General features: G+C 66.4%; 22 protein-coding genes and 1 pseudogene. 13 read left to right on the forward strand and 10 right to left on the reverse strand.

The window, feature by feature from the left end; genetic code table 11:
- The first annotated feature begins 15 nt into the window (after positions 1 to 15).
- The 5 genes from AB4Z16_RS17795 to AB4Z16_RS17815 all read left to right on the forward strand — a co-directional run bounded on the left by AB4Z16_RS17795 (position 16) and on the right by AB4Z16_RS17815 (position 4,511).
- Positions 16 to 1,236: an ABC transporter substrate-binding protein gene (locus AB4Z16_RS17795; RefSeq protein WP_441512693.1), complete on the forward strand. Its 1,221-nt coding sequence runs from the start codon at positions 16 to 18 to the stop codon at positions 1,234 to 1,236.
- 74 nt (positions 1,237 to 1,310) lie between these two features.
- Complete coding sequence (locus tag AB4Z16_RS17800) at positions 1,311 to 2,174, forward strand: branched-chain amino acid ABC transporter permease (RefSeq protein ID WP_441512694.1); 864 nt, start codon at positions 1,311 to 1,313, stop codon at positions 2,172 to 2,174.
- Complete coding sequence (locus AB4Z16_RS17805; protein ID WP_441512695.1) at positions 2,174 to 3,058, forward strand: branched-chain amino acid ABC transporter permease; 885 nt, start codon at positions 2,174 to 2,176, stop codon at positions 3,056 to 3,058. Before AB4Z16_RS17800 ends, AB4Z16_RS17805 begins: the two co-directional genes overlap by 1 nt.
- Positions 3,055 to 3,813, forward strand: a complete 759-nt coding sequence (locus AB4Z16_RS17810; protein ID WP_441512696.1) for an ABC transporter ATP-binding protein — start codon at positions 3,055 to 3,057, stop codon at positions 3,811 to 3,813. Before AB4Z16_RS17805 ends, AB4Z16_RS17810 begins: the two co-directional genes overlap by 4 nt.
- A complete protein-coding gene (locus tag AB4Z16_RS17815; RefSeq protein WP_441512697.1) occupies positions 3,810 to 4,511 on the forward strand; it encodes an ABC transporter ATP-binding protein in 702 nt (233 codons plus the stop codon). The genes AB4Z16_RS17810 and AB4Z16_RS17815 overlap by 4 nt, the downstream gene beginning before the upstream one ends.
- Positions 4,512 to 4,578: 67 nt before the next feature.
- Here the strand turns inward: AB4Z16_RS17815 and AB4Z16_RS17820 are convergent, their stop codons facing one another.
- From AB4Z16_RS17820 to AB4Z16_RS17830, 3 genes are read right to left on the reverse strand one after another with little or no spacing between them, the layout of a single operon-like run.
- Positions 4,579 to 6,051 (reverse strand): protein adenylyltransferase SelO, encoded by a 1,473-nt coding sequence (locus AB4Z16_RS17820; protein ID WP_441512698.1) that lies wholly within the window; start codon positions 6,049 to 6,051, stop codon positions 4,579 to 4,581.
- Positions 6,052 to 6,091: 40 nt separating this feature from the next.
- Positions 6,092 to 7,408: an MFS transporter gene (locus tag AB4Z16_RS17825; protein WP_441512699.1), complete on the reverse strand. Its 1,317-nt coding sequence runs from the start codon at positions 7,406 to 7,408 to the stop codon at positions 6,092 to 6,094.
- Between the two features lie 45 nt (positions 7,409 to 7,453).
- A complete protein-coding gene (locus AB4Z16_RS17830; RefSeq protein WP_441512700.1) occupies positions 7,454 to 7,816 on the reverse strand; it encodes a MarR family winged helix-turn-helix transcriptional regulator in 363 nt (120 codons plus the stop codon).
- Positions 7,817 to 8,086: 270 nt separating this feature from the next.
- Between AB4Z16_RS17830 and AB4Z16_RS17835 the strand changes: the two genes are divergently transcribed.
- The 6 genes and pseudogenes from AB4Z16_RS17835 to AB4Z16_RS17860 form a co-directional block, all read left to right on the forward strand.
- The gene (locus AB4Z16_RS17835; RefSeq protein WP_441512701.1) at positions 8,087 to 8,932 is read left to right on the forward strand and encodes a VOC family protein; all 846 of its coding nucleotides are present in this window, start codon (positions 8,087 to 8,089) and stop codon (positions 8,930 to 8,932) included.
- Between the two features lie 59 nt (positions 8,933 to 8,991).
- Positions 8,992 to 10,596: an ABC transporter substrate-binding protein gene (locus tag AB4Z16_RS17840; RefSeq protein WP_441512702.1), complete on the forward strand. Its 1,605-nt coding sequence runs from the start codon at positions 8,992 to 8,994 to the stop codon at positions 10,594 to 10,596.
- A 57-nt stretch (positions 10,597 to 10,653) separates the two neighbouring features.
- Positions 10,654 to 11,631, forward strand: coding sequence for an ABC transporter permease (locus AB4Z16_RS17845; protein ID WP_441512703.1), 978 nt, complete (start codon positions 10,654 to 10,656; stop codon positions 11,629 to 11,631).
- A 3-nt stretch (positions 11,632 to 11,634) separates the two neighbouring features.
- Complete coding sequence (locus AB4Z16_RS17850; RefSeq protein WP_441512704.1) at positions 11,635 to 12,465, forward strand: ABC transporter permease; 831 nt, start codon at positions 11,635 to 11,637, stop codon at positions 12,463 to 12,465.
- On the forward strand, positions 12,462 to 14,096 hold the full coding sequence (locus AB4Z16_RS17855; protein WP_441512705.1) for an ABC transporter ATP-binding protein: 1,635 nt from the start codon (positions 12,462 to 12,464) through the stop codon (positions 14,094 to 14,096). Before AB4Z16_RS17850 ends, AB4Z16_RS17855 begins: the two co-directional genes overlap by 4 nt.
- Positions 14,096 to 15,169: pseudogene (locus tag AB4Z16_RS17860) on the forward strand (FAD/NAD(P)-binding protein); the annotation flags it as partial. The gene AB4Z16_RS17855 and the pseudogene AB4Z16_RS17860, both read left to right, overlap by 1 nt.
- Before the next feature lie 420 nt (positions 15,170 to 15,589).
- Here the strand turns inward: AB4Z16_RS17860 and AB4Z16_RS17865 are convergent.
- Entirely contained in the window at positions 15,590 to 16,876 is a 1,287-nt protein-coding gene (locus AB4Z16_RS17865; protein WP_441512706.1) for an NAD(P)/FAD-dependent oxidoreductase, read from the reverse strand.
- 189 nt (positions 16,877 to 17,065) lie between these two features.
- Positions 17,066 to 18,250 (reverse strand): MalY/PatB family protein, encoded by a 1,185-nt coding sequence (locus AB4Z16_RS17870; protein WP_441512707.1) that lies wholly within the window; start codon positions 18,248 to 18,250, stop codon positions 17,066 to 17,068.
- A 326-nt stretch (positions 18,251 to 18,576) separates the two neighbouring features.
- Between AB4Z16_RS17870 and AB4Z16_RS17875 the strand changes: the two genes are divergently transcribed.
- On the forward strand, positions 18,577 to 19,956 hold the full coding sequence (locus AB4Z16_RS17875) for a M20/M25/M40 family metallo-hydrolase (RefSeq protein ID WP_441512708.1): 1,380 nt from the start codon (positions 18,577 to 18,579) through the stop codon (positions 19,954 to 19,956).
- Positions 19,957 to 19,967: 11 nt separating this feature from the next.
- On the opposite strand, the gene AB4Z16_RS17880 is transcribed toward AB4Z16_RS17875, so the two are convergent.
- Genes AB4Z16_RS17880 through cyoA form a run of 5 tightly spaced genes read right to left on the reverse strand, consistent with a single transcriptional unit; the run spans position 19,968 to position 24,902 of the window.
- Entirely contained in the window at positions 19,968 to 20,717 is a 750-nt protein-coding gene (locus tag AB4Z16_RS17880; protein ID WP_441512709.1) for an SURF1 family protein, read from the reverse strand.
- Between the two features lie 8 nt (positions 20,718 to 20,725).
- A complete protein-coding gene (gene cyoD / locus AB4Z16_RS17885) occupies positions 20,726 to 21,100 on the reverse strand; it encodes a cytochrome o ubiquinol oxidase subunit IV (protein WP_441512710.1) in 375 nt (124 codons plus the stop codon).
- The gene (gene cyoC / locus AB4Z16_RS17890; RefSeq protein ID WP_441512711.1) at positions 21,097 to 21,732 is read right to left on the reverse strand and encodes a cytochrome o ubiquinol oxidase subunit III; all 636 of its coding nucleotides are present in this window, start codon (positions 21,730 to 21,732) and stop codon (positions 21,097 to 21,099) included. Before cyoC ends, cyoD begins: the two co-directional genes overlap by 4 nt.
- 9 nt (positions 21,733 to 21,741) lie before the next feature.
- Positions 21,742 to 23,742: a cytochrome o ubiquinol oxidase subunit I gene (gene cyoB, locus AB4Z16_RS17895; protein WP_441512712.1), complete on the reverse strand. Its 2,001-nt coding sequence runs from the start codon at positions 23,740 to 23,742 to the stop codon at positions 21,742 to 21,744.
- A 29-nt stretch (positions 23,743 to 23,771) separates the two neighbouring features.
- Positions 23,772 to 24,902: a ubiquinol oxidase subunit II gene (gene cyoA, locus AB4Z16_RS17900; RefSeq protein ID WP_441512713.1), complete on the reverse strand. Its 1,131-nt coding sequence runs from the start codon at positions 24,900 to 24,902 to the stop codon at positions 23,772 to 23,774.
- A gap of 136 nt (positions 24,903 to 25,038) precedes the next feature.
- Here cyoA and AB4Z16_RS17905 point away from each other — a divergent pair, with 136 nt between their 5' ends.
- Complete coding sequence (locus AB4Z16_RS17905; protein WP_441512714.1) at positions 25,039 to 26,364, forward strand: MFS transporter; 1,326 nt, start codon at positions 25,039 to 25,041, stop codon at positions 26,362 to 26,364.
- The last annotated feature ends 97 nt before the right edge of the window (positions 26,365 to 26,461 follow it).

Consider the following 26,461-nt stretch of genomic DNA (forward strand, 5'->3'; position numbering starts at 1 on the left):
AAAAGGGAACAGGCCATGACCACCAACCGTCGTCAGTTCATCGGCACGCTCGGCGCCGCTTCGGCGCTGATCGCTGCGCCTTCCGTCCTGCGCGCCCAGTCGCAGGGCCTCTTCCGCATCGGCGCGCTCTGCCCGGTGACGGGTGCCGGCGCGCCCTACGGCTCCGGCATGCAGAAGATGATCATCGCCGCCGCCGAGATCGTGAACGCCGCCGGCGGCGCGGCCGGCCGCAAGATCGAGGTCGTCTCGGAAGACACGCAGACCAGCCCGCAGGCCGGCGTCCTCGCCGCCAAGAAGCTGATCGACGTCAACAAGGTCCAGGCCATCCTCGGCACCTGGTCCTCTGGCGTTTCCCTCGCCGTCGTGCCGCTGACGAACGACGCCAACATCATCCTGATGAACACCTCCGGCGCGCCGGCGCTCTCGGTTCCGCCGGCCAATGCCAAGGGCCTGTCCTATCGCTTCCAGGCGACGAACGACCGCTTCGGACGGGCCTTCGCGGAGATCTGCGTGAAGGAGGGCTTCAAGCGCCCGGCCACCATGGCCTTCAACAATGCCTCCGGCATCGGCAACACCGAGGGCTTCCGCAAGGCCTGGGAGGCGAAGGGCAACAAGGTCGTCGAGAGCGTCGTCTACGAGCCGAACCAGGCGTCCTACCGCTCCGAGCTGCAGAAGATCCTCGCTGCCAACCCGGACGTGATCGTCACCGGCTCCTATCTGTCGGACACCACGATTATCATGCGCGAGTGGTTCCAGACCGGGCAGCCGGTCAAGTGGATCATCCCCGGCTGGGCCGCCAACCCCGATCTGGTCAAGGCGACCGGCCCGGAGGTCGTCGAAGGCGTGATCTCGGTCGATTCGATCTCGAACGAGACGGCGCCGTCCTTCAAGGCCTATGCCGAGGTCTACGAGAAGACGACGGGGCAGTCCGGCCAGTCGAACATCTTCAGCGCCATGACCTGGGACATGGTCAATGCGCTCGCCCTGGCGATCGAAGCGGCCGGCTCCACCGAGACGGCGGCGATCAACGCCAAGATCCGCGAGGTCTCGAACCCCGGTGGCACGAAGGTCTACAGCTATGCCGAGGGCAAGGAAGCGCTGAAGAAGGGCAAGATCAACTATGAGGGCGCGTCCTCCGTGCTGGATTTCGACCAGTATGGCGATGTCTCCCCATCCTTCGGCGTCTTCTTCATCGAAGGCGGCAAGCTCAACCGGCGCTACGTCGTCAACATCTGACGCATCGCCCCTGCAGGCCATCGCCTGCAGGGGCCGCAGGCTCCGGCCGCGGCGATGCCCGACCAGGTTGCTCCATGTTCTACGCTCAGCTTTTCATAAACGGGCTATTCCAGGGCCTCGTCATCGGCCTGGCGGCACTCTCGATCACGCTCGTCTTCGGGATCGCGCGCTTCCCCAATGCCGCGACCGGTGACTCCATGACGCTCGGCGCCTATGCGGCGCTGGCGGCCCACAAGGCCAGCGGCTCCTTCATCCTCGCCGGGCTCGGCGCGGCCGGCGCGACCGGCATCGTGCTGCTGCTCGCCTATTGGAGCGTGTTCCGGAAACTCGCCAACCGCTCCGTCGTCGCGCTTCTCGTCGCCTCGATCGGCGTCGCCTTCGTGCTGCGGGCCGCGCTCGGCGTCGCCTTCGGCCATGGCCAGCAGGTCTTCCAGGTGCCGCTCTCGCGCCCCTACGTCTTCGGCGGGCTGCGCATCCTGCCGCTCGACCTGCAGATGGCGCTGGTCGCGCTCGTCACGCTGATTGCGGTCTTCGCCCTGCTCTATCTCACGGCGATCGGGCGGCAGATGCGCGCCGTCGCCGACAACCGCGATCTCGCCCGTGTCTCCGGCATCCGCCCGGGCCGCGTGATGATCGCGCTCTGGCTGCTCGCCGGCGCCGTCGCCGGCATCGCGGGCATGATGCTCGGCATGAAGACGATCGTGACCCCCGAATTCGGCTGGGAGATGCTGCTGCCCGCCTTCACCGCCGCGATCCTCGGCGGCATCGGCTCGCCGGTCGGCGCCGTCGTCGCCGGGCTCATCCTCGGCGCGATGCAGGAGGTTTCGACCCCCTTCGTCGGCTTCACCTACAAGATCGCGATCGCGTTCCTGATCATGCTCGCTGTCCTGCTGGTCAGGCCGCGCGGATTGTTCGGCCGCGTCGAGGGAGTCCGCTGATGGAAGCCTATCTCGTCGCGATCGGCATCATCGCGCTGATCTATGTCCTGCTCAGCCTCGGGCTGACGCTGCAATACGGGCTCACGGGCCTGATCAATTTCGGCCATGTCGGCTTCTTCGCGATCGGCGCCTATGCCAGCGCACTGCTCGTGCTCAACGGCGCGCCGTTCATCGTGGGCTTCGCGGGCGCGGCCCTGTTTGCGGCAGTGGCGGCCTGGCCGATCGGGCTGGTCTCGCTGCGCCTGCGTGACGATTACTTCGCCATCGTCACGCTCGGCTTCTCGGAGGTTGTGCGCATCGTCCTGACCAGCGAGCGCTGGCTGACCCAAGGCGTGCAGGGCATTCCCGGCATTCCGCGGCTCTACTCCGGCCTCGGCGGCGCGGCCGGCCAGATCGCCACCTTCGCCACCATCCTTGCCGTCACGATCGCCGCCGCCTGGATGATCCGCCGGATCGCGCGCTCGCCCTTCGGCCGCATCATCGAAGCCATCCGCGACAACGAGGAAGCCGTGCAGGCGCTGGGCAAGGACCCGCCGCGCTTCAAGATCCAGGTGCTGGTTGTCGGCGCCGCGCTCGCGGGCATCGCCGGCGCCTTCTACGCCCACTACATCACCTATATCGTGCCCGAGCAGTACATCCCGCTCGTCACCTTCTATGTCTGGATGGCGATCATCATGGGCGGCGTCGGCCGCGTTTCCGGCGCGGTGATCGGCTCGGTGATCCTGATGGCCTTCCTCGAAGGCTCGCGCTTCATCCGCGATATCGTGCCGGGCATCTCCGAGGTCGACATGGCCTCCGTCCGGATCGGCCTCGTCGGCCTGCTGCTGATCCTGTTCATCATCTATCGGCCGCAGGGGCTCATGGGGGACTACACCAAGCGATGACCCTCGAAATCCGCGACATCACCAAGTCCTTCGGCGGCTTCCAGGCCCTTGACGGCGTGCGCCTCACGATCGAGACCGACGCCCTGTTCGGCATCATCGGGCCGAACGGCGCCGGCAAGTCGACGCTGTTCTCTGTCATCTCCGGCTTCGTCCCGGCCGATGCGGGCGAGATCCGGCTCAACGGCGACCCGATCGACGCCCTCTCCCCGCCGCAGCGCGCTCGCGCCGGCATGGTCCGCACCTTCCAGGTTCCGCGCGAGTTCTCGCATCTGACCGTCCGCGAAAACCTGATGGCCTCCGCCCCGGATCAGACCGGCGAGAGCCTGCTCGGCCTGTTCTTCCGCCCCGGTCAGGTCCGCAAGGAGGAGGCCGCGATCGCCGAGAAGGTGGAGCGCACCATCGCCTTCCTCAAGCTCGGCAAGGTCGCCGACGTGCCATCGGGCAAGCTCTCCGGCGGCCAGAAGAAGCTGCTCGAACTCGGCCGCGCCCTGATGGTCGAGCCGAAGCTCATCCTGCTCGACGAGCCCTTCGCCGGCGTCAATCCCGTGCTGATCGGCGAGATCATGGAGCGAATCGAGGAGCTGAATGCACGTGGCATCGGCTTCGTCATCATCGAGCACGATCTGGAGGCGCTGACGCGCCTCGTGCCGCGGCTCGCAGTCATGGATCGCGGCAAGGTTCTGGCCGAGGGGGCGCCCGCCGCCGTGCTCGAGGATCCCGTCGTGCGCGAAGCCTATCTCGGAGGCGTGTCGTGACGCTGCTTGAAATCAAGGATGTCCGCGGCGGCTACGGCGAGGTCGACATCCTCAACGGCATCTCGCTGTCGCTGCAGAAGGGCGAGATCCTGACCGTCGCCGGCACCAACGGCGCCGGCAAGTCGACGCTGGCGAAGGCGATCGTCGGCCTGCTGCCACGCGTCTCCGGCGGAATCCAGTTCGAGGGGCGCGACCTGCTGCCCCTGACGACCGAGGATCGCATCGCCGCCGGCATCGGCTACGTCCCGCAGGTCGCTAACGTCTTCGGCTCGATGAGCATCCTGGAGAACCTGCAGGTCGTCGTCGGCGTGCGCGATCAGGCACAGCGCATCCGCGAGCTCTTCGAGGCGTTTCCGCTGCTGGGCGAGCGCAAGCGTGCCCGCGCCGGGTCGCTCTCCGGCGGCGAGCGCCAGCAACTCGCCTTCGCCCGCGCGCTGATGACGCGCCCGCGGCTGATGATCCTCGACGAGCCGACGGCGGCCCTGGCCCCCGCCAAGGTTGCCGAAGCCTTCGCCCTGATCAAACGCCTGCCCGCGCTCGGCGTCTCGGTTCTGGTCGTGGAGCAGCGCGCGCGCCAATCGCTCGCGATCTCCGACAATGGCTGCATCCTCGACGGCGGCAAGGTCGCCCTCGCCGGCCTCGCCCAAAGCCTGCTCGACGATCCCAAGGCGGCCGAACTTTATCTCGGCCAGCACTGACGACGCGGCCGCTGCCCAACCGGCAGCGGCCCACAGATCCGGCCCCCCAGCGGCAAGCGCAAAAACGCTAGGTACCGCAGAAGGTTGCCAACACGCGCTCATGTACGGCGGGCGGCCGAGCGTACTCCTCCCGGCCCGGCTGCTCGTCATAGGGCTTCGCCAAGACGGCGAGCAGTTCCTCGAATGGCGCCAGATCGCCCCGCTCGGTTGCCGCCTCGATCACGGCCTCGACGCGGTGATTCCGCGGAATGAACAGCGGATTGATGCTGTGCATCGCGCGCTGCCGCTCTTCCGCGGAGAGGCTCTCCTGCTGCAGCCGCTGTTGCCAGCGACCATGCCAATCGTCGAACTCGGCGGGATTGGTGAAGAGCTCGCGGCAGCTTTGCCCGTTGCCAACGGCGTCATTGCTGAGCCGCCTGAAGGTCAGAGTGAAGTCGGCATGGCCGCGCTGCATCGTTTCGAGCAATGCCTTGATGAGCAGGACGTCATCCGGCGCTTCGGTGAAAAGGCCGAGTTTCTGGCGAAAGCCCGCGATCAAACTGGCCTGGAACAGCTCGTTGAAACGATTGACCGCCTCCTGCGCGACGGCGACCGCATTCTCCTGGTCCTCCGCCAGCAGCGGCAGCAGCGCCTCGGCCAAGCGCGTCAGGTTCCACAGCGCGATCGGCGGCTGGTTGCCATAGGCATAGCGGCCGTGCTCGTCGATCGAGCTGAAGACCGTGGCGGGGTCGTAGCTGTCCATGAAGGCGCAGGGACCGTAGTCGATCGTCTCGCCGGCGATAGACATGTTGTCGGTGTTCATCACGCCATGGATGAAGCCGATCAGCATCCAGCGCGCGACGAGGTCGGCCTGCGCGGCAACCACCGCTTCAAGCAGAGCCAGATAAGGTGCGTTGCCATCCGCCACCTGCGGGTAGTGCCGGGCGATGACATGGTCGGCGAGGAGGCGCAGCGCCTCGACATCACGCCGGGCGGCGAAGAACTGAAATGTTCCGATCCGGATATGGCTGGCGGCGATGCGGGTCAGGATGGCGCCGGGCAGCAGCGTCTCGCGCCGGACGGTTTCACCCGTCAGCACCGCGGCGAGTGCCCGCGTCGTCGGCACGCCGAGCGCCGCCATGGCTTCGCTGAGGACGTACTCGCGCAGCACCGGCCCCAGCGCGGCCCGGCCGTCGCCACGCCGCGAGAACGGCGTCGGGCCGGCTCCCTTGAGCTGGATGTCGCGGCGCCGGCCGTCACGGTCCACCACTTCGCCAAGCAGGATCGCCCGGCCGTCGCCGAGCTGCGGGCTGAAGCCGCCGAATTGATGCCCGGCATAGGCCGTCGCGATCGGGAGCGCCCCTTCGATCAGGCTGTTGCCGGCCAGCATCACGACGCCGTCCGGCCCCTTCAGCCAGTCCGGATCGAGGCCGAGCTGCCGGGCCAGGGCCTCGTTGAGCTTGATCAGACGAGGCGCGGCCACCGCGGTCGGGTTCACCGCGGCATAGAACCGCTCCGGCAGGCGCGCATAGGAGTTGTCGAACGGAATCGCGATCATCATCCGTAGATATGCGCGCCAGCCGGCATGGCAACGTCAACCTTCATGCGGCGGCCGGGACGAGCTCCCGTTCGCGCGGCTCGCGCACCGACACGATGGCGAGCGCGGCGATCAGGCAGAGCACACCGGCGATGAAGAAGGCCGGCAGATAGCTCGCATAGACCGTGCGGCTGAAGCCCGCGCCCCAGGCGGCGGTTGCGGCGCCGAGCTGGTGGCCGGCGAAGATCCAGCCGAAGACGAGGTTGGCGCGTTCGCCGAAGCGGTCGGCCGCGAGCTTCACCGTCGGCGGCACGGTCGCCACCCAGTCGAGACCGTAGAACACCGCGAAGATCGAGAGTTCGTAGAAGCTGAAGCTGGTGAAGGGCAGGTAGATCAGCGAGAGCCCGCGCAGGCCATAATACCAGAACAAGAGCTTACGGCTGTCGAAGCGGTCGGACAGCCAGCCCGAGCCGACCGTGCCGGCGAAGTCGAAGATGCCGATGACCGCGAGCATGCCCGCCGCGGCGACCGGCGCCATGCCGAAATCGCCGCATAGCGAGACGAAATGGGTCTGCACCAGGCCGTTCGTGCTGGCGCCACAGACGAAGAAAGTGCCGAACAGCGCCCAGAAGATGCCAGAACGAGAGGCGTCCTTCAGCGCGACGAGCGGCGAGGCCAGCATTGCGCCCAGCGTCGCCGGTGCCGCAGGTGGCGCAGCCACCGGCAGCGTCGCGCCATAAGGCGCAAGTCCGAGGTCGGAGGGCCGGTCACGCATCAGCACCAGCACCGCGACGGCGGCCAGCAGCAGCATGCCCAGCACGAAGGCGAGCGCACTGCGCCAGCCAAGCGTTTCCGTAAGCGAGGCGAGCAGGGGCAGGAAGACGAGCTGGCCGGTCGCCGTGCTGGCTGTGAGCAGGCCGATCACGAGACCGCGCCGGGCCGAGAACCAGCGCGTCGCGACTGTGGCCCCCAGCACCATGGCGGTCAGCCCCGTGCCGAAGCCGACCACGACGCCCAGGAACAGCATGAGCTGCCAGAGCGTCGTCATGGCGAAGGAGCCCAGCACACCCGCGGCGATCAGCGTCAGCGCGACGGCCGCGACGCGCCGGACACCGAAGCGGTTCATGAAGGCGGCGGCGAACGGCCCGATCAGCCCGAACAGCACCAGGCGGATCGCGAAGGCGGACGAGATCTCCGCGGTCGACCAGCCGAACTCCTGATGCAGCGGGCCGATCAGAACACCGGGCGCACCGACCGCCCCGGCCGTCACCAGCATGGTCAGGAAGGTGACCGCCGCGACCACCCAGCCGTAGTGGATGCCCCGGCGGGCGAAGAAGCGGGGTAATGCCGAGTTCTCGGCGGAGATGGCTATCTGCGACATGAGAGCATCCAACTTATGGGTATATACCCGCTTAAGATTAAACGATCAGAGAAGATCGCTCAGCTCGTTGAGAGCCTTGAGACGCTCTGCGCCAAGACGCCCGGTGATATCCTGCTGGCACGTCTCCCAGAGCGGAGATGCCTCTTCCAGAATCGCCTCCCCCTGCGCGCTCAGCGACACGACCAGCTCCCGTTGATCTTCGCCGCGCCCAAGTTGTACCAGACCCATCTTCTCGACCACGCGGATATTGCGCCCCATGGTCGATCGATCGAGTTCCAGAAGCCGGCCCAGTTCCGTCAGGCTGACTGGCTGATGCCTCCGGACGTTCCTGAGGATCGCGAACTGGGCAATGTTGATCCCCACCGGCGCCAAAGCGACGTCATACAGCCCCGCAATCTTGCGGGTCACGGTCTTGAGGCGTGTGCAGTAACAGGCGATGGACATAGTTGCGGGTATATGCCCGCTTTGATGCAAAATCAAGCGCGATTCGACCACCGCGCCGCAGCGTATCCAGCGCAGCCGGCCCCCATGGCGCCGACGGCAAAAAGGAGATCATTCATCTCTAAAATCGGAAAACAACGATAAGGACATTCCCCATACCGCCCGACTAGATTGCCGTCCGAAGAAGGAAATTCTTCACCCTAGCCGCCGCGAGCGGCACCATATCGGACCGGCTTGATGTCTCTCAATCATGTTCTCGGCGTCGACCATGTCGTCGTCGCCGTTCGCGATCTCGCTCTCTCGGCGAAGGCCTGGGAGGAGCTAGGCTTCACGATTTCGCCTCTCGGCCTGCATTCGCCGCATATGGGCTCGGCCAATCACACGATCATGCTGCAGGAGGATTATCTCGAGCTGCTCGGGATCGTCTCCGAGACCGACCAGAACAAGCCCACCCGCGACTTCCTGGCGAAGCACGAGGGCATTGAGCGCATCGCCTTCACCACCGACGACGCCGCGGCCGGCGCGGCCGAAATCACCGCACGAGGCTTTCCTGCGACCGGCCCGGTGCATTTCGGCCGGCCGGTGCCACTCCCCGGCGGCGGCGAGGCCGACGCCAAGTTCAATGTCTTCCGCTGGCCGCTCGAGGAGCAGCCCGGCGGCATCCGCATCTTCGCCTGCCAGCATCTGACGCGGGAGAACGTCTGGGTGCCGGTGCTGCAGAAGCACGCCAACGGCGCTGTCGCCATCCGGCGTATCGAGATCCTGTCGGCCGATCCGCAGGCGGCCGCCGAACATCTTTCGCGGCTGATCGACGAGCCGGTTCGGCAGGAAGGCACGGTCTGGCGCGTCGCTTCCGGCCGTTCGCGCGCCGACATCCTGTTCTATGCCGCCGAGACCTTTGCCGAGCGCTATCCCGACGCCGTGCGGGAAGGCGCGGCGACGAAGGGCGTCGCTGCGCTGGTGCTGGCGACGCGCGATCTCGACGCCGCCGCCAAGGCCTCCGGAGCGATCCGCCACGGCGATGCAGCCAGCGTCCCCGCCGCTCGCGCCTCCGGCTCCGTGCTCAGCTTCGTGCCGGCCTGACCGGCACGGCTCCTGCATTCCGCCTTTCAGCCTCCGAGCTCAGATCGTCGAGGACCTCCATGGACTTCACCCGTCGTTCAATCCTGATGACCTCCGCCGCCATCGCGGCCAATGTCGTCAACCCGTTCAAGGCCTTCGCGCAGGAGACGCCGCGCAAGGGCGGCGTCTTCGGCGTGCATTACGGCGCCGAGCAGCGCCAGCTCAATCCGAGCCTCCAGGCCTCGACCGGCGTCTACATCATCGGCGGCAAGATCCAGGAGGCGCTGGTCGATCTCGACGCAAACGGCAACCCGGTCGGCGTGCTCGCCGAAAGCTGGGAGGCGGCGCCCGACGGCAAGACCATCACCTTCAAGCTGCGCAAGGGTGTGACCTGGCATGACGGCCAGCCCTTCACCTCGGCGGACGTCCAGTTCACCGCGATGGAGATGTGGAAGAAGATTCTGAACTACGGGACGACGCTGCAGCTCTTCCTCACGGCCGTCGACACGCCCGATCCTTACACAGCGATCTTCCGCTACGAGCGGCCGATGCCGCTGAACCTCCTGCTGCGCGCCCTGCCCGACCTCGGCTACGTCTCGGCCCGCCATCTCTATGAGGGCAAGGGCGACATCCGGAACAACCCGGTCAACCTCGCACCGATCGGCACCGGCCCGTTCAAATTCGTCACCTATGAGCGCGGCCAGCACATCATCGCCGATCGCAATCCGAACTACTGGCGCGAGAACGCGCCCTACCTCGACCGTATCATCTGGCGCGTGATCACCGACCGTTCGGCCGCCGCGGCACAGCTCGAGGCCGGCCAGCTGCATTACAGCCCGTTCTCGGGCCTGACGATCTCCGACATGGCCCGCTTGTCGCAGGACAAGCGCTTCATCGTCTCGACCAAGGGCAATGAGGGCAACGCCCGCACCAACACGATCGAGTTCAACTTCCGCCGCAAGGAACTCGCCGACATCCGCGTGCGCCGCGCCATCGCGCATGCGCTCGACATCCCCTTCTTCATCGAGAACTTCCTCGGCGACTTCGCCAAGCGCGGCACCGGTCCGATCCCCTCGGTCTCGACCGACTTCCACCCGGCCGACAACGGCCCGCAGTATCCGTTCGACAAGGCGCTGGCGATCAAGCTGCTCGACGAGGCCGGCTACAAGCCCGGCGCCGGCGGCACGCGCTTCTCGCTGCGCCTCACCCCCGCCCCCTGGGGCGAGGACATCTCGCTGTTCTCCACCTTCATCCAGCAGTCGCTGGCGCAAATCGGCATCAAGGTCGATATCGTGCGCGTCGATGGCGGCGGCTTCCTGAAGAGCGTTTACAACGATTGGGACTTCGACCTCGCCACCGGCTGGCACCAGTACCGCAACGACCCAGCCGTCTCGACGACGGTCTGGTACCGCTCCGGCCAACCCAAGGGCGCACCTTGGACCAACCAGTGGGATTGGAAGGACGATGCCGTCGACAAGATCATCGACGACGCCGCGACCGAGGTCGATCCCGCCAAGCGCAAGGCGCTCTACGGCGATTTCGTCCGCAAGGTGAACACCGAGCTGCCGATCTGGATGCCGATCGAGCAGATCTTCGTCACCACGATCAGCGCCAAGGCCCGCAACCACTCGAACACCCCGCGCTGGGGCTCGTCGAGCTGGCACGACCTTTGGTTGGCCGAGTAAGAACAGGAGAGCGGGCCGCCCTTCCCGTCCGGCCCGCAGCAACACGGCGCGTAGACCATGCGTATCCTCACCCTTGCGGGGCGGCGGCTCGTCGCCTCGATCCCCACGCTGTTGCTGATCCTGATCGGCATCTTCCTGCTGTTGCAGTTCGCACCCGGCGACACCGTCGATGCCATGATGGCGCAGATGGGCGGCGGTGACGCGAAACTCGCCGAAGAGCTGCGCCGCTTCTACGGGCTCGATCTCTCCACCGCCGAGCGGCTCGGCCAGTATCTCTGGCGGCTGGTCCGCTTCGACCTCGGCCACTCCGCCATCTACGGCAAGCCGGTCGCCAGCGTCATCGTCGAGCGCCTGCCGGCAACGCTGCTGCTGATGACATCCGCGCTCTCCTTCGCCTTCTTCGCGGGGATCGTGTTCGGCGTTCTCGCCGCGCGCGACGTCAATCGCTGGCAGGACACGCTGATCTCGACGCTCGGCCTGATCTTCTACGCCACGCCCTCCTTCTGGTTCGGGCTGATGGCGATCGTCGTCTTCTCCGTGCATCTGCAATGGCTGCCGGCCGGCGATTTCGAGGATATCGGCGCCGGGCTGACAGGCTTCGCCCGCACGCTCGACATCGCGCGCCATCTCATCTTGCCGACATTGACGCTGGGTCTGATCTACCTCGCCATCTATCTCAGGCTGATGCGCGGCGCGATGCTGGAGGTGCTGAACCTCGATTTCGTCCGTACCGCCCGCTCGAAGGGCCTGGACGAGACCCGCGTCATCACCCGCCACGTCCTGCGCAACGCGCTGCTGCCGATGGTGACGCTGATCGGCCTGCAGGCCGGCACGATGCTCGGCGGCTCGGTCGTCGTCGAGAGTGTCTTCTCGCTGCCGGGCCTCGGCCGCCTCGCCTATGAATCGGTGATCCAGCGCGATCTCAACACGCTGCTCGGCATCGTCTTCGTCTCGGCGCTGCTGGTCATCGTCGTGAACTTTATCGTCGATCTCCTCTACGCGCGGCTCGACCCGCGCATCGCACCGGAGGGTTGAGCGATGGACGCCCTCAAGCGCTATTTCCGCAGCCCGCCAGCCGTAATCGGCCTGTTCCTTCTGCTGCTCGTCCTCGCCATGGCGGCGAGCGCCGGCTGGCTCTTCCCGCGCGATCCGCTGGCGCTCGCCGGCCGGCCTCTGCAATGGCCCCTCGCCAACCCGCGCTTCCTGCTCGGCACCGACAATTCCGGCCGCGACATCGCCGCGCAGATCTTCTACGGCGCGCGCATCTCATTGCTGATCGGCATCGTCGCCACGGTCATCGCGGTCGCGATCGGCATCGTCATCGGCGCGCTCGCCGGCTTCTACGGCGGCAAGGTCGACACTGTGCTGATGCGCATCACCGAAGCCTTCCAGACCCTGCCGAACTTCCTGCTGCTGCTGGTCCTCGTCGTCGTCTTCGGCTCGACGCTGCCGACGGTGATGGTCGCGATCGGCATCGTCTCCTGGCCGGCACCGGCCCGTCTCACCCGCGCCGAGTTCCTCTCGCTGCGCAACCGCGAGTTCGTGCAGGCCGGACGCACCATCGGCCTCTCCGACCTCAAGCTGATCTTCGGCGAGATCCTGCCGAACGCCCTGCCGCCGGTGATCGTCTACGCCAGCGTCGTCATGGCGGTCGCGATCCTGCTCGAAAGCTCGCTCGCCTTCCTCAAGCTCTCCGATCCCAATGTCGCCTCCTGGGGCAACCTCATCGGGCTCGGCCGCGACGTGCTGCGCGTGCAGTGGTACGTCTCGGCGATTCCCGGCTTCGCGATCGTGCTGACCGTGCTCGGCGTCTCGCTCGTCGGCCAGGGGCTGAACGACGCTCTCAACCCGAGGCTCAAGGGACGATGAGCGCGATCCTCACTCTCGACGGACTGACCGTCGCCCTGCCGGAGGGAGCCGATCGCGCTCACGCGATGCAGGACGTCTCGCTGGAGCTGAAAGCGGGCGAGATCGTCTGCGTCGTCGGCGAATCCGGTTCCGGCAAGTCGATGACGGCCAATGCGATCATGCGCCTCCTTCCCACCGGCGTCGCGATCGAGCGCGGACGCGTCCTCTTCGAGGGCCGCGACATCGCCGCGCTGGGCGAAGCCGAGATGCGCCGGATTCGCGGCGCCGGCATCGCCATGATCTTCCAGGAGCCGATGACGGCGCTGAATCCGCTGCGCAGCATCGGCGACCAGATCGGCGAGATGCTCAGCATCCACACCGACCTCGGCAAACGCGCGATCGCGGCCCGTGTCCAAGACCTGTTGACGGAAGTCCAGATCCCAGAGCCGGAGCGCGCGGCCAAGGCCTATCCGCACGAGCTCTCGGGCGGGCAGCGCCAGCGCGCCATGATCGCGATGGCACTGGCGCTCGACCCGAAGGTGCTGATCGCCGACGAGCCGACGACGGCGCTCGACGTCACCACCCAGGCGCAGATCCTGAAGCTCATCCGCGAATTGCAGGCGCGCAAGGGCACCGCCGTGCTCTTCATCACCCATGATTTCGGCGCCGTCGCCGAGATCGCGGACCGCGTCGTAGTGAAGCAGCACGGTCTCGTCGTCGAACAGGGCGAGCCCGAAGCCGTCCTGAAGCGCCCCAGCCACCCCTATACCCGCCAGCTCATCGCGGCCGTGCCGGCGCTCGAACCGCCGCCGCCGCGCCCGCTTTCGGACGAGGCGATCCTGACGATAGAGAACGTCTCGAAGACCTATCGCACCGGCGGCTTCCTCGGCCGCGGCCAGCGCGTCACCCATGCCGTGAAGGACGTATCGCTGACCCTGCCGAAGGGCGCGACGCTCGGCATCGTCGGTGAATCCGGCTCCGGCAAATCGACACTGGCGCGCTGCATCATCCGGCTGATCGATCCCGACACGGGCGCGATCCGTCTGAACGGCGAGGATCTGACCAAACTCTCCCGCGCCGAGATGCGGGCGCGCAGCCGCCTCATCCAGATGGTGTTCCAGGATCCCTTCGCCTCGCTCAACCCGCGCCGCAAGGTCGGGGACCTCGTCGCGCAGGGCCTCGTCGTCAACGGCATGCCACGCAAGCAGGCGCTGGAGCGCGCCCGCGAGCTGTTCGGCCTCGTCGGTCTCGATCCGGCGGCGGCGGACCGCTATCCGCACGAGTTCTCCGGCGGCCAGCGCCAGCGCATCGGGCTGGCGCGCGCGCTGGCGCTCGAACCCGACGTTCTCGTCGCCGACGAACCGGTCTCGGCCCTCGACGTCTCCGTGCAGGCGCAGGTGCTGAAGCTTCTCGCCGGTCTGCGCGAACGGCTCGGGCTGTCCATCGTCTTCATCACCCACGATTTGCGCGTGGCGGCACAGGTCTGCGATCTCGTCGCGGTGATGAAGAACGGCGAAGTCGTGGAGGCCGGAACGGTGGCCGAGGTCTTCGGCCAGCGCAAGCACCCCTATACGCAGGCCCTGCTCGCCTCGATCCCCGGCCAGAGCTTCGGCACGGCGGGGGCCGTCCGCGAAGCGGCAGAGGTTCCATGATGAAGCGCATCGCCACACCGGTCCCGATCGCCGACGGCCTTGCCCGGCATGAAGCGCAGGTGAGGCGCGACCTCGCCTTGCTCGGCTTCCCGGCAAAGCCCTGGCTCCATCCGCGGACAACGGAAGCAGGTGCACCGGTCCTCGACGTCGCCATCATCGGCGCCGGCATGAACGGCATCGCCGCAGCCTCGGCTCTGCTCGCCAAGGGCATCGCCAACATCCGCCTGTTCGATGCCAACGAGCCGGGCCGCGAAGGCCCGTGGAACCGCTATGCGCGCATGGACACGCTGCGCTCGCCCAAGACCCTGACCGGGCCAGCCCTCGGCGTCCCCTCGCTGACCTTCGCCGCCTGGTACATGGCGAGCTTCGGCGAAGCGGCTTGGGACGCGCTCTACAAGATCCCCAACGCTGCCTGGGTCGACTATCTCAGCTGGCTCCGGCGGGTGCTGGCCTTGCCGGTGCAGCATCGCAGCGCGCTGACGAACCTGCGGCCGCAGGACGGCCTGCTCGCCCTCGATATCCAGACAGCCGAGGGAGCGAAGACCGTCTTCGCGCGCCATGTCGTCCTCGCCACCGGGCGTGGCGGTGCGGGCGGCGATGTCTGGCCGGATGTCGTGCCGCATGAGCTGAGGCCGACCGTCGCCGCCCACGGCAACGACCCAATCGATTTCGCAGGGCTGCGCGGCAAATCGGTCGGCGTCATCGGCGGCAGCGCCTCGGCCTGGGACAATGCCGCGACGGCGCTGGAGCAAGGCGCAGCGCGCGTCGAGATGTATCTGCGCCGGCCACATCTGCCGCAGATCAACAAGGGCCGCGGCTCGGCCAATCCCGGCTACTTCCATGGCTGGGGCGCCCTGCCCGATGCCGATCGCTGGGCGCTCTCAGCCTATCTCGATGACATGCTGGCGCCGCCGCCACACGAAACGGTGCTGCGTGCTCTGAAATCGGACGGGCTCGATATTCGCTTCCGCCACAGCGTCGCGACCGTCCGGCGCAAGGGCGCGCAGGTCGTGCTCGACCTCGACACGCCGGAAGGCTGGCTCGAACGCCGGCACGACTTCCTCATCGTCGCGACGGGCTTCCAGGTCGATGCGGCCAACATCCCGGAACTGGCAGAGTTGACCCCGCATATCGCACGCTGGAGCGATCGCTACGTGCCGCCCGCCGCGCTTGCGCGCCCGGCACTGGCGCGGGCGCCCTATCTCGGCCCGGGGTTTGAATTGCAGCCGCGTGACGCCGGCGCGCCGGCCGAGCTCTCGCGTATCCACCTCGTCAACCACGGCGCCCTCGTCAGCCATGGCGCGATCGCGAGCGACATCCCCGGTGTCGCTATCGCCGGTGAGCGCGTCGCGCAGGCTATCGTCGCGGCATTCTTCCGGCAGGACATCGCCGAGATCCGCCGCGATCTCGAAGCCTTCGACGAGCCCGAATTGAAGGATACGCCCTTCTTCAGGCCGGAGGATTTCCCCTCCTGACGAGTGCGAGGCAGCCCGTCAGCGAGAAGCGCCGGTTTCGCTGCCTTTCGTAGGTCCCTGCGTGATCAGGCGGGCGCTGCGGTGCCCGCTGACATAGATCCACAGCCAGTTCAGCGCCACCGCGAGGCGGTTGCGCAGGCCGATCAGGAAGAAGATGTGCGCGATGCCCCAGGTCCACCAGGCGATGCGCCCCTTCAGCTTGATCCACCCGAAATCGACGATGGCAGCGCGCTTGCCGATGGTCGCGAGATTGCCGGCATTGCTGTAGGCGAAGGGCGGCGGCGCGGCTGCGCCCTTCAGCCGGGCCTTGATCACCCCGGCGACGTATCGCCCTTCCTGCTTCGCGGCGGGCGCGACGCCTGGCACGGGCTTGCCGTCGGCCGAGACGACATGGGCCGTATCCCCGACCACGAAGATCTCGGCGTGGCCGGGTACGGAGAGATCGGGCTCGACCATCACCCGCCCTGCCCGGTCGGCCGGCGCTCCCAGCCATTCAGCCGCCGGCGAGGCCGCAACGCCCGCCGCCCACAAAATCGTCTTCGCCGGCAGGAAGGCATCGCCAAGCTCGATACCGTCCTCGGTGCAGCGCGACACGGCGTGCCCGGTCCGGACCTCGACGCCGAGGCCGATCAGCGCCCGCTCGGCATAAGCCGAAAGGTCTTCAGTGAAGCCCGCCAGGATGCGCGGGCCCGCCTCGACCAGAACCACCCGCGCGCTGCGCGTATCGAAATTGCGAAAATCGGCGCGCAGCGTGTCATGCGCCAGCTCGGCGATCGTCCCGGCGAGCTCGACGCCGGTCGGCCCCGCGCCAATGATGACGAAGGTCAACAGCTCGGAACGCCGGGTCTCGTCGGTCTCCCACTCCGCCTGTTCGAAGGCGGACAATATGCGGCGCCTGATCTTCGTCGCGTCTTCCAGCGTCTTCAGGCCGGGCGCGTAGGGCTCCCATTCGTCATGGCCGAAATAGGCGTGGCGCGCTCCGGTCGCGAGGATCAAGCTATCGAAAGCGAGCGCTGGCTCGCCATCGATCAGCACAGTCTTTGCGTCCGCACCGACGCCGACGACGCTGCCCAGCAACGTCGTGACGTTCGGATAGCGCCGCAGCAGGGAGCGCGCCGGCCACGCGATCTCCGAGGTCGGCAAAGACGCTGTCGCGACCTGATAGAGCAGCGGTTGAAAGAGGTGGTGGTTGCGCCGGTCGACCACCGTGATCCTGACCGGCGCGGCGGCAAGGTTGCGCGCCGCTTCCAGCCCGCCGAAGCCGGCCCCGACGATGACGACGTGGTGGGGAGCGTCGGCCGTCATCGGCTATCCGATGTCAGCGAGGCGGCGGCGACGGTATCCGGAGATGCGTCTCATGAGGTCTCCCGCCCCATCAATAAGCCGGAGCGGGCTCGACGGAAAGCGGAGAGATGGATGCGGGACGCGGTCGCTGTCCCGCACCGGGCGCAATGCGCGTTCTGCCGGCCGGGCGTAGCCGCCCGTCCAGCAGCGCTACTGCAAATCGCGGAACGCTTGCTGCAGCCGCTCGACGACCTCGATCACGGTGGCGCGCGGCGTCGCAAGATTGAAGCGCAGGAAACTGTCGCCACCGGCCCCGAAGCTCGGTCCGTGATTCACTGCGATCTTCGCCTGCTTCTCGACACGGGCGGTGAACTCCGCCCGCTCCATGCCGGTTCCCGCGAGATCTACCCAGGCGAGATAGGTCGACTCAAGCGGCATCGAGCGCAGACCGGGAATGGCATTCACCCCGTCGTCGAACAGCTTCCGATTGCCGTCGATATAGGCCACGAGCCGATCGACCCAGGCCGCCCCTTCGGGGCTGTAGGCGGCCGTCGCCATCGCCATGCCGAAGGAGTTGGGCGAGATGCCATGCGCGTTAATCCGCGCGCGGAACCGCTCGCGCAGAGCCTCGTCGGGGATGATGACATTGCCGATATGGGCGCCGGCGATGTTGAAGGTCTTGGTGGTCGCCGTCATCATCACGAGCCGATCGAGGATGTCGGGAGCGGCCAGCGGCATGACGGTGTGCCGGGATCCCGGCATGACCAGATCGTGGTGGATCTCGTCGGCAACGAGGATCAGGTCGTGGCGCTTGCAGAAGGCGGCGATCTCGCGGAGTTCGTCGCCGGTCCAGACGCGCCCACCGGGATTATGCGGCGAGCACAGGATCAGCATCCGCTCACGGCCGGTCATCTGCGCATCCCAGCCAGCGATATCGAGGACGTAGCGCCCGTCCTCTGTCGCCAGCCGGCACTCCACGACATGCCGCCCGGCGGAGCGGATGATGCGGGCAAAGGCGTGGTAGACCGGCGTCATCAGCACGACGCCGTCGCCCGGCGCGGTGAAGGCATCGACGCAGAGCGCCGTGCCATTGACCAGGCCGTGGGTGGTGAAGATCGCCTCCGGCGCGACATCCCAGCCGTGCCGGGCCTTCATCCACCAGCGGATGGCGTCGTTGTTCGTGCGGTCATCGCCGAAATAGCCGTAGACGCCATGGCTCGCCATGCGCTCGACCGCTTGCTGGACGCAGGCCGGTGGCCGGAAATCCATGTCCGCCACCCACATGGCGATACCGTCGGAAGCCGACACGCCATAATTCTTCTCCATCGTATCCCATTTGGCGGAATGGGTTCCGCGGCGGTCGATCAGCTCGTCGAAGTCCGGCGTTCTAAACATTGATGATCCCCAGAAGCGGCCGCGAGGTGTTGAAACGGTCCGCTGCCGCCCGTTCTGCCGCGTCGGATCGCGAACGTAAACCGGCGTCGCCGCCACGACGGCTTTCGAAAATCAGCATGACGTCGCAGGCGCAGGGCGTATGGCGGCCCACTTCGCGGCCTGTCCTTGCCGCATGGCTGCTGTGGCAGGAATGGCGAGGCCCACCGGTTGAGAGGTGCAGGATCAACTTCTAGGCTGACCGCGCCGCGCTCGGGAGCTGGCCCGACCTGCGGGGGGCCGCCCTTGATTCACAATCGCAACGTTCTTCTGCAAAGGCCTATAACGAAATGGCTTCCTCTGACGCCCTTGCTCCGGTCTTCGATCATATCGAAGCCAACCGCAGCGCCTTCCTCGACCGGCTGATCGCCTATCTGCGCCACCCCAGCATCAGCGCCGAGAATATCGGCATCGCCGAGGTCGGGGCGCTGCTGGTCGAGATACTGACGGAGATCGGGCTCGAGACCAGCCTCGTGCAGACCGAAGGGCATCCCATGGTCCTTGCCCGCTGGGAGAAGGCACCGGGCAAGCCGACTGTACTGCTCTACGGCCATTACGACGTGCAGCCACCGGACCCGCTCGACAAATGGGTTTCCCCGCCCTTCGAGCCCACGATTCGAGACGGCCGGCTCTATGCGCGCGGCGTCGGCGACAATAAGGGCCAGCACTTCGCCCAGATCCTCGCGATCGAATCCCATCTCAGGGTCCATGGCGAACTGCCCTGCAATGTCATCCTGCTGCTGGAGGGCGAGGAGGAGATCGGTAGCCCGCGCATCGCCGGCTTCGTGCGCGCCAACCAGAACAAGCTGAAGGCCGATCTCGCCGTCACCGCCGACGGCCCGCGCCATGCCAGCGGCGCCCCGACCATCAAGTTCGGCTCGCGCGGCGTCGTCTCCTTCGATTTACGCTGCCGCCATGCCAGCCGCGACGTCCATTCCGGCAATTTCGGCGGTGTCGTGCCGAACCCGATCTGGACGCTGGTCCACCTGCTCGCCACCATGAAGAACGCCAATGGCGAGATTACCATCGAGGGCCTGCACGATGACGTCCTGCCGCCGACCTCCGAGGATCTGGAGGCGATCGAGCGCCTGCCGCTCGATCTGGACGCATTCAAGCAAGGGCTCGACCTCAAGCGCCTCGACGCGCCGCTCGACCGGCCGTTCTATGATCGCCTGTGCTTCCAGCCGACGCTGACGATCAACGGCTTCCACGGCGGCTACGGCGGGCCGGGCACCAAGACCGTGCTGCCGAACGAGGCATTGGTGAAATGCGATATCCGCCTCGTCGAGGCGCAGGACCCGGAGGACATCCTGCGCAAGGTCGCGGCCCATGTCGCCAAGCATGCGCCGGAGGTCGAGTTCATCGTCGAGGAAACCGGCATGCAGCCCTCGAAGACGCAGATCGCCTCGCGCTATACGGTGCCGCTACGCCGCGCCTTCGTCGCCGCCCATGGCGAGGAGCCGCTGCTGATCCCGGCCGGTTTCGGCAGCCTGCCGAACTACGTCTTCACCAAGATCCTCGGCATCCCCGCCTATGTCACGCCCTATGCCAACCATGACGAAGCCAACCACGCCCCGAACGAGAATATGACGCTGGATTGTTTCCAGAGCGGCATCAGGACGGGCGCGGCGCTGCTGCACGAGCTCGGGCAGTTGCAGGACGAGGGCTGAGCCGGCTGGAACTATGAGGCCGGCGTTTCCTCGCCGGCCTTGCCTCTCAGCACGAAGATGAGGCCTCCGGCGCTCAACAGGGCAAGGCAGAACCAGGTCAGCGCATAGATCAGATGCGTGTTGCGGAAGCTGACCTGGGTCATGCCGCCCTGCGGCAACGGCCCTGGCTCGCTCGCCGCGTCGGCATCGACGAAATAGGGCGCGACCTCGCCAAGCCCTCGCGCCGAGGCGATCGCGGCAACGTCGCGAGAATACCAGCGGCCCGCGGCGGGATCGTTGGCGCGCAGGAAGCCGCCGCCCGGCTCGGTGAGCCGCAACAGCCCGACCACCCTCGCCTGTTCGCCGGCCACCTTGCGCCGCTCTTCAACCCCGCGCCGATCCTCCGGCACGAAACCGCGGTTGACGAGGACCGTGAAACCCGAATCGGCACGGAATGGCGCGATCACCCAGAAGCCCGGGCCGCGTTCGGTCACCGCCATCGTCAGTGTTTCAGGCGTCTCAAGATAACGGCCCTGCAGGGCGACGCGGCGATACTCGGCAGTATCAGCCGCGATGGCCCGCCATTCCAGCGGGCCCGGTGCAGTCACGGGCGCGGCGTGAACCCGCGCCTCGACCCGGGCGATCAGGTCGAGCTTCCAGCTCCGCCGCTGCACCTGCCAGATGCAGAGGCCGGCGGAAACCAGCGTGACGAGGGTCAGCGCCGCAGCAAAGATGAGGCGTCCGGCGCCTGCGCGCCGCTTGGCCGTCGCGCCCGCGAGCACGAGCCGCCTCACATCTTGTGCAGCTCGGTCGGCATCATGTTGGTGTTGAGGTGGTACATCACCCACAACGAGCCGGAGAGCGCAATCGCCACGATGACGATCGTGAAGATCAGCGCCATCATCGTCCAGCCGCTCTCGGAGCGGCTGTTCATGTGCAGGAAATAGACCATGTGGACGACGATCTGCACGGCGGCAAAGCCCATGATCACGATTGCGGTCAGCATCGAATTGCTGAGCACGTCGTTCATGACCAGCCAGAACGGGATCGCGGTCAGGACGACCGAAAGCAGGAAGCCGGTGACATAGCCGCGCAGACTGCCATGCGGCTGACCGTCGCCGCCATGCTCGTCGTGATGTTCGGCGTGGTTCTGGCTAGCGCTCATTTCAGCACGCCCATCAGATAAACGAATGTGAAGACGCCGATCCAGACGACGTCGAGGAAGTGCCAGAACATGCTCAGGCACATCAGCCGGCGCCGGTTGGCCTCGATCAGCCCGCGCCGCCTGACCTGGACCATCAGCACTGTCAGCCAGATCAGGCCGAAGGTGACGTGCAGCCCGTGCGTGCCGACCAGCGTGAAGAAGGAGGACAGGAAGGCGCTGCGCATCGGCGTCGCGCCCTCGTGGATGAGATGCGCGAATTCGTAGAGTTCGATCGCGAGGAAGGCGAGGCCGAAGAGGCCGGTGACGACGAGCCAGCCCTGCATCGCCGCCTGCCGGCCCTTGTCCATCGCCAGCATGGCAAAGCCATAGGTGATCGAGGAGAACAGCAGCATCGCCGTGTTGATCGCGACCAGCCTGAGGTCGAACAGATCGGCGCCTGATGGCCCGGCCGCATAGTTGCGCCCGAGCACGCCGAAGGTCGCGAAGAGGACCGCAAAAACCAGGCAGTCGCTCATGATGTAGAGCCAGAAGCCGAGCATGGTCGAGCCGCCGGAGTGCTCGTGCTCGTCCTCCGTCACGTAGAACGCCGGAACGCCGTTCGCAGCCTGCGCTTCCGCTATCGCCTTAGCCATCATCGCCCCTCAGGCCCGGCCGAGCAGTTCGGTGCGCGAATCCTCTTCGCGCAGAACGGCTTCGGCCGGAATGTGGAAGTCGCGGTTATAGTTGAAGGTATGCCCGATCGCCGTCGCCAGGACGCCGACGAAGCTGAGCGCCGCCAGCCACCAGATGTACCAGATCAAAGCGAAGCCGCAGATCGTCGCGAGCCCGGCGATGATCAGACCAGCACTGGTGTTCCGCGGCATGTGGATCGGCCGGAAGCCGCCGAGCGGACGCTTGTAGCCGCGCTTCTTCATATCGGCCCAGGCGTCGAGGTCGTGGACAATCGGCGTGAAGGCGAAGTTGTAGGCCGGCGGCGGCGACGAGGTCGACCATTCGAGCGTGCGCCCGTCCCAGGGGTCGCCGGTCGTATCGCGCAACTCCTCGCGGCGCATAATGCTGACACCGATCTGGATCAGGAAGCAGAGGATCCCCAGGGCGATCAGCACCGCTCCCACAGCCGCGACCACGAACCAGATTTGCAGCGAGGGATCCTCAAACCGGCTGAGGCGCCGCGTCACGCCCATCAGGCCGAGCACATAGAGCGGCATGAAGGCGACGTAGAAGCCGATCACCCAGAACCAGAAGGAGAGCAGGCCCCAGAACCGGTCGAGCTTGAAGCCGAAGGCCTTGGGGAACCAGTAGGCGATGCCGGCGAAGACGCCGAAGACCACGCCGCCGATGATGACATTGTGAAAATGGGCGATCAGGAACAGGCTGTTGTGCAGCACGAAGTCGGCCGGCGGCACCGCGAGCATGACGCCGGTCATGCCGCCGATGACGAAGGTCAGCATGAACGCCAGGAGCCACATCATCGGCAATTCGAAGCGGATGCGGCCGCGATACATCGTGAACAGCCAGTTGAAGATCTTCGCCCCCGTCGGGATCGAGATGATCATCGTCGTGATGCCGAAGAAGGAGTTCACGCTGGCGCCCGAGCCCATCGTGAAGAAGTGATGCAGCCAGACGAGATAGGACAGGATGGTGATGACCACCGTCGCATAGACCATCGAGGCATAGCCGAAGAGGCGCTTGCCGCAGAAGGTCGAGGCCACCTCCGAATAGACGCCGAAAATCGGCAGGATCAGGATGTAGACTTCCGGGTGGCCCCAGATCCAGATCAGGTTCACGTACATCATCGGATTGCCGCCGAGATCGTTCGTGAAGAAGTTGGTGCCGACATAGCGGTCGAGCGTCAGCAGCGCGAGCGTCGCCGCCAGGATCGGGAAGGTCGCGACGATCAGCACGTTGGTGCACAGCGCCGTCCAGCTGAAGACCGGCATCTTCATCAAGTCCATGCCGGGAGCGCGCATCTTCACGATGGTCGCGATCAGGTTGACGCCCGACAAGGTCGTGCCGACGCCCGCAATCTGCAGCGCCCACAGGTAGTAATCCATGCCGACCCCGGGCGAGTAGGCAGCCCCCGAGAGCGGCGGATAGGCGAGCCAGCCGACCTTGGCGAATTCACCGACGAAGAGCGACATCATCACCAGCACGGCGCCGCCCACCGTCATCCAGAAGCTGAAATTATTCAGGAAGGGGAAGGCGACGTCGCGCGCGCCGATCTGCAGCGGCATGACATAGTTCATCAGGCCCGTGACGAAGGGCATCGCCACGAAGAAGATCATGATCACGCCGTGGGCAGTGAAGATCTGGTCGTAATGGTGCGGCGGCAGGTAGCCCTCGTTGCCGGCGAAGGCGATCGCCTGCTGGCCGCGCATCATCAGCGCGTCGGCGAAGCCGCGCAGCAGCATGATGACGCCCAGGATCATGTACATGATCCCGATCTTCTTGTGGTCCACGCTGGTGAACCACTCGTGCCAGAGATAGCCCCAGAGCTTGAAGCGGGTGATCAGCGCGATGAGCGCGAGGCCGCCGAGCGCGACCGCGGCGAACGTCCCGATCAGGATCGGCTCGTGATAGGGGATCGCCTCGAGGGTGAAGCGTCCGAACAGCAGCTTCCACCAGTCGGGATAGGAGGTCATTGTTCACTCGGCTCGCTAGCGAAAGCGCTTCAGTTGGCGACGCGGGCGGTGACGCCCGCGGTGCCGTAGACATCGGTCGGCGTGCAGATCGCCGTCACGAAGGGGCGCGGCGGCATCGGCTGCCCACCCCGGCGTACGCTCTTGTCGTATTCCAGCTGCGCGACAATATGGATGCCCTCCTTGCCGCCGCCGCCCTTGGCGTCCATCGCCATCATGTCGCGCATGCACATCTTCGCGCGGTCGACGCACATATTCAGGATGGCACCGAAGAGATCGGAGGGCACGTCGCGGAACAGGCGCGCCGGCTCGCGCTCGCTCGGCTTCTCCAGCACGAGATACTCCTCGCGCCCGAGCGGGTTGCCGTTGCGGATCGCGCCCTGCACCCACTCGCCGAAACTCTTCTCGTCGACGCCGTGGAAGCGGAAGCGCATGTCTGAGAAGCCGGCGCCGCTGTAATTGGCCGAGAAGCCCTCGAAGTCGCCGGGATGGTTGATCACGGCGTTGAGCTTCGTCTGCATGCCCGGCATTGCGTAGATCTGGCCGGCGAGCGCGGGAATGAAGAGCGAGTTCATCACCGAGGAGGAGGTGATGCGGAACTCGATCGGCCGATCGACAGGCGCCACCACCTCGTTCAGCGAGGCGATGCCCTGCGCCGGGTAGAGGAACAGCCATTTCCAGTCGAGCGCCACGACCTGGATCACCAGCGGCTGCTTTGTCGGCCCGTTGCCACCCGCTCTCGCCTCGACGGTCGGCTTGGAAGCGCTGATGCGGTCGAGCGGCCGATAGGGATCGAGCAGATGCGTGCCCATCCAGGTCATCGCGCCGATCACTATGATGATCAGCAGCGGCACCGACCAGATCACCACCTCAAGCGGCAGCGAATGGTTCCAATCCGGATGATAGCTGGCATTGGCCGAGGCCCGGTAGCGCCAGGCGAAGAAAATCGTCAGCGCCATCACCGGAATGATGATGAGCAACATCAGCGCCGTGGAGGCGAGCATGAGGTTTCTCTGCTGCATCGCAACATCGCCCGACGGCGACAGCAGGACCCACTGGCATCCGCCAAGCAGCGCAAAAACCGGCAAAGCCGCTAAAAAACGAAAGATGCGCAAGAGACTCGAGACCTCCCTCTTCCGGGAACCGACGTTCTCTATTCCCATTCTTTCGCACCGCACATCGGACAATCTGTCCCATTGCGGCGGTTTGACGGGTGGCTTCTATCCACCGTATCCATTTGTATGAGGTGCGGGCAAGTCCGGTTGTTCCGGTGAGCCCCCCAGCGAGGAATTCGCGGTCATGAGCGCTGACGCGGCGAGCCATTCAACGGGGCATCTGACGGACGAGCACGGGCGGGACCATGTGACGCCCGCCGATATCGCGCTCGGCGTCATTATCGGCCGGACGTCGGAATATTTCGACTTCTTCGTCTTCGGCCTCGGCTGCGTGCTGGTCTTCCCCGAACTGGTCTTCCCCTTCGTCGACCGGCTCACCGGCACGCTCTACGCCTTCGGCATATTCGCGCTGGCTTTCGTGACGCGCCCCTTCGGCTCGGTGCTGTTCTTCGCGATCGACCGGCGCTACGGCCGGGCGACCAAGCTCACCGCGGCGCTGTTTCTCCTCGGCGGCGCGACGGCCGCCATCGCCTTCCTGCCGGGCTACGAGACGATCGGCATCTGGTCCGTCGTCATCCTCGCCGGCTTCCGCCTGCTGCAGGGCATCGCGCTCGGCGGCGCCTGGGATGGCCTGTCCTCGCTGCTCGCCCTCAACGCGCCGCCCAATCGGCGCGGCTGGTATGCCATGCTGCCGCAGCTCGGTGCCCCCTTCGGCTTCATCCTCGCTGCCGGGCTGTTCGCCTATTTCGAGGGTGCGCTCTCGAAGGCGGATTTTCTCGGCTGGGGCTGGCGCTACCCCTTCTTCGTCGCCCTGACAATCAACGTCGTGGCGCTCTTCGCCCGGCTGCGCATGGTCGCGACCCATGAATTCGCCGAGCTGATGGAAACGCGCGAGCTGATGCCGGTGCCGGTGTCCGAACTCATCCGGGTTCATGGCCGCACGCTCGTCCTCGGCGCCTTCGTGCCGTTGGCAAGCTTCGCGCTCTTCCACCTCGTCACCATCTTCCCGGTGAGCTGGATCAACCTCTTCACCGACCGCTCGGTCTCGGAATTCCTGCTGGTCCAGGGCGCTGGCGGCGTCGTCGGAGCGGGCGCGATCGTCACCTCCGGCCTGATCGCCGACCAGATCGGCCGCCGCAACACTCTGCTCTTGTCCGGCGCCATGATCGCCCTGTTCAGCCTGTCGAGCATCGTCGCGCCGCTGCTCTTCGGCGACAGCCAGGCGGGCCAGACGATCTACGTCATCATCGGCTTCGGCCTGCTCGGTCTCTCCTACGGCCAGACCGCAGGCGCGGTCGCCTCGAGCTTCGGCACGCAGTACCGCTACACCGGCGCGGCACTGACCTCCGACTTCGCCTGGCTGATCGGCGCCGGTTTCGCGCCGCTGGTGGCGCTCACCGTATCGAGCACCTTCGGCCTCGCCTGGGTCGGCGTCTATCTGCTCTCCGGCGCGCTCTGCACGCTGGCGGCGCTGGCAATCGACCGCAGGCTGGAGCGCAGCTACGGCTGAGCGGGGCCGCTCACCACCGTCATTCTCGGGCGACCGAAGGGAGACCTGAGAATCTCGCGAAGATGGGGCGCTCGAAGCACGCTTGGCACGAGATGCT

The sequence above is a fragment of the Allobosea sp. TAF32 genome (assembly GCF_052113585.1).
Taxonomy (GTDB): domain Bacteria; phylum Pseudomonadota; class Alphaproteobacteria; order Rhizobiales; family Beijerinckiaceae; genus Allobosea.

Excerpts from the sequence above, each read along its gene's own strand:
- AB4Z16_RS17870 (WP_441512707.1), bottom strand. The coding sequence starts at position 18,250 with ATGTTTAGAACGCCGGACTTCGACGAGCTGATCGACCGCCGCGGAACC.
- cyoD (WP_441512710.1), bottom strand. The coding sequence starts at position 21,100 with ATGAGCGCTAGCCAGAACCACGCCGAACATCACGACGAGCATGGCGGC.
- AB4Z16_RS17810 (WP_441512696.1), top strand. The coding sequence starts at position 3,055 with ATGACCCTCGAAATCCGCGACATCACCAAGTCCTTCGGCGGCTTCCAG.
- AB4Z16_RS17805 (WP_441512695.1), top strand. The coding sequence starts at position 2,174 with ATGGAAGCCTATCTCGTCGCGATCGGCATCATCGCGCTGATCTATGTC.
- cyoA (WP_441512713.1), bottom strand. The coding sequence starts at position 24,902 with ATGGGAATAGAGAACGTCGGTTCCCGGAAGAGGGAGGTCTCGAGTCTC.
- cyoC (WP_441512711.1), bottom strand. The coding sequence starts at position 21,732 with ATGGCTAAGGCGATAGCGGAAGCGCAGGCTGCGAACGGCGTTCCGGCG.
- AB4Z16_RS17840 (WP_441512702.1), top strand. The coding sequence starts at position 8,992 with ATGGACTTCACCCGTCGTTCAATCCTGATGACCTCCGCCGCCATCGCG.
- AB4Z16_RS17825 (WP_441512699.1), bottom strand. The coding sequence starts at position 7,408 with ATGTCGCAGATAGCCATCTCCGCCGAGAACTCGGCATTACCCCGCTTC.
- AB4Z16_RS17820 (WP_441512698.1), bottom strand. The coding sequence starts at position 6,051 with ATGATGATCGCGATTCCGTTCGACAACTCCTATGCGCGCCTGCCGGAG.
- AB4Z16_RS17795 (WP_441512693.1), top strand. The coding sequence starts at position 16 with ATGACCACCAACCGTCGTCAGTTCATCGGCACGCTCGGCGCCGCTTCG.
- AB4Z16_RS17850 (WP_441512704.1), top strand. The coding sequence starts at position 11,635 with ATGGACGCCCTCAAGCGCTATTTCCGCAGCCCGCCAGCCGTAATCGGC.
- AB4Z16_RS17800 (WP_441512694.1), top strand. The coding sequence starts at position 1,311 with ATGTTCTACGCTCAGCTTTTCATAAACGGGCTATTCCAGGGCCTCGTC.
- cyoB (WP_441512712.1), bottom strand. The coding sequence starts at position 23,742 with ATGACCTCCTATCCCGACTGGTGGAAGCTGCTGTTCGGACGCTTCACC.
- AB4Z16_RS17845 (WP_441512703.1), top strand. The coding sequence starts at position 10,654 with ATGCGTATCCTCACCCTTGCGGGGCGGCGGCTCGTCGCCTCGATCCCC.
- AB4Z16_RS17865 (WP_441512706.1), bottom strand. The coding sequence starts at position 16,876 with ATGACGGCCGACGCTCCCCACCACGTCGTCATCGTCGGGGCCGGCTTC.
- AB4Z16_RS17875 (WP_441512708.1), top strand. The coding sequence starts at position 18,577 with ATGGCTTCCTCTGACGCCCTTGCTCCGGTCTTCGATCATATCGAAGCC.
- AB4Z16_RS17905 (WP_441512714.1), top strand. The coding sequence starts at position 25,039 with ATGAGCGCTGACGCGGCGAGCCATTCAACGGGGCATCTGACGGACGAG.
- AB4Z16_RS17835 (WP_441512701.1), top strand. The coding sequence starts at position 8,087 with ATGTCTCTCAATCATGTTCTCGGCGTCGACCATGTCGTCGTCGCCGTT.
- AB4Z16_RS17855 (WP_441512705.1), top strand. The coding sequence starts at position 12,462 with ATGAGCGCGATCCTCACTCTCGACGGACTGACCGTCGCCCTGCCGGAG.